The sequence below is a fragment of the Bradyrhizobium sp. P2_E8 genome, assembly GCF_056403875.1.
The window spans coordinates 1-1,545 of the sequence record NZ_JBFUES010001369.1 but is presented as its reverse complement, the minus strand read 5'-3'; the positions used below and the strand labels follow the sequence as shown (position 1 = coordinate 1,545).

The following is a 1,545-nucleotide window of genomic DNA, read 5'->3' as shown; positions in this document are numbered from 1 at the left end:
ACTCGCTGGCGCGCGTGTCGCCGAGTTGCCACCACACCGTCAGCCGCGCGATCGTGTCGTCCCAGCTCCAGTTCAGGATCTTCAGGTCGGCGCTTTCAATGTGGCCGTAGGCTTTCCGCCAGTAGGCGCGGATGTTCTCCGCCCCGGTGACGACGGGGGAACCGGTCAGCGTCAATGCCAGAGGACTGCGCATCTGCGCGTTGTCGGCAAAATGCGCGACGACCGCGTCGATATCGACCCTGCACCAGTTCGCGCACCATGCCGCGACGAAGCGTTCGGCGGCTGCGCGATCCAGCTTTGCACTCGTGTCTTGAGCGCTCATCTCTTGAGCGCTCATGGCTTCCGTCCGCCCATGACGCGGCCCTCCCCTGGCTCGTTGCCGGGAAAGTGGCAAAGCTCGCCCCTCATGTCAACTACGTTGACTTGAGGCACCGTCAATTGTTGTCGGCGATCGCCCCCATGACGGCCATCCACGCCGCTGCCCCCGGCGCCCCGGCGCGATCGAACGCCGCGCGCAGGACCYTGCGCTCATGGTCCGATGCCCTTTGCTCGATACGTTTCCCGGCGTCCGTCAGGCGCAGCAGCTTGGAGCGATGCTGCTCGGGCGAACGCTTCGACGTCAGGAGCTTGCGCTCCAGCAGCAGGTTGAGCGGCCGGTTCAACGCCTGCTTGGAAATGCCGAGGATCTCGATCAGCGCGCCGATCGCGATGTCGGGCCGGCGCGCCACCACGTAGAGGATGCGATGGTGGGGGCGCGACAGGCCCTGCTTTGCAAGATAGTCGTCGGCCTCCAGCGTCATCCCGCGCCAGCCGTAATACATGAGCTCCAGCGCCGCATCCAGATCGTGCAGCTTCGCAAGTGAGGCGCGGTGAAGCCCCGCGGCTTGAGACGTCTTTGCCATTGTAAGAATCTAACCCTTCGCCCGCAGTTCGCGCCGCAGCACCTTGCCGGTCGCCGTCATCGGCAGCGTCTCGGCGAACTCCACAAAGCGCGGATATTCGTGCGCGGCGAGCTGCACCTTCACGAACTCCTGGATCTCGCGCGCGAGCGCGTCGCTGCCGGCAAAACCCGGACGCAGCACGATCCAGGCCTTGATCGACTCCGTGCGGATCGGATCGGGAATGCCGACCACCGCGGCCATCGCCACCGACGGATGCTTCATCAGCGTGTGCTCGATCTCGGACGGGCCGACGCGATAGCCGGCGGTGGTGATGACGTCGTCCTCGCGGCTGACGTACCAGAAATAGCCGTCCTCATCCTGCACGCCGAGATCGCCGGTGAGCAGGAATTCGCCGGCATATTTCTTCGCGGTCGCCTCCGGATTGCGCCAGTATTCGAGCATGGTGACGGGGCACGGCTGGCGCACGCCGATGATGCCGCGCTGCCCCGTGGGCAGCTCCTCGCCCTTGTCGTTGACGATACGGACGTCGAAGCCCGGCGTCGCCTTGCCCATCGCCCCGGGCCGGATCGGAAACAGGTTGGAGTTGCTGCCGATCACGAGATTGCACTCGGTCTGGCCGAACACTTCATGCGCGTCGATGCCG

At 65.3% G+C, this 1,545-nt stretch carries 3 protein-coding genes; all 3 read right to left on the bottom strand.

The annotated features are described in order from the left end of the window. The coding region (locus AC1D00_RS40540; protein WP_477014566.1) for a nuclear transport factor 2 family protein at positions 1–322 on the bottom strand (322 nt) is incomplete at its 3' end. Positions 323–434: 112 nt separating this feature from the next. Continuing rightward, positions 435–902 (bottom strand): MarR family transcriptional regulator, encoded by a 468-nt coding sequence (locus tag AC1D00_RS40535; RefSeq protein ID WP_477014565.1) that lies wholly within the window; start codon positions 900–902, stop codon positions 435–437. A gap of 9 nt (positions 903–911) precedes the next feature. Next, positions 912–1,545: AMP-binding enzyme (locus AC1D00_RS40530; protein WP_477014564.1), on the bottom strand; the 634-nt coding region annotated here is incomplete at its 5' end.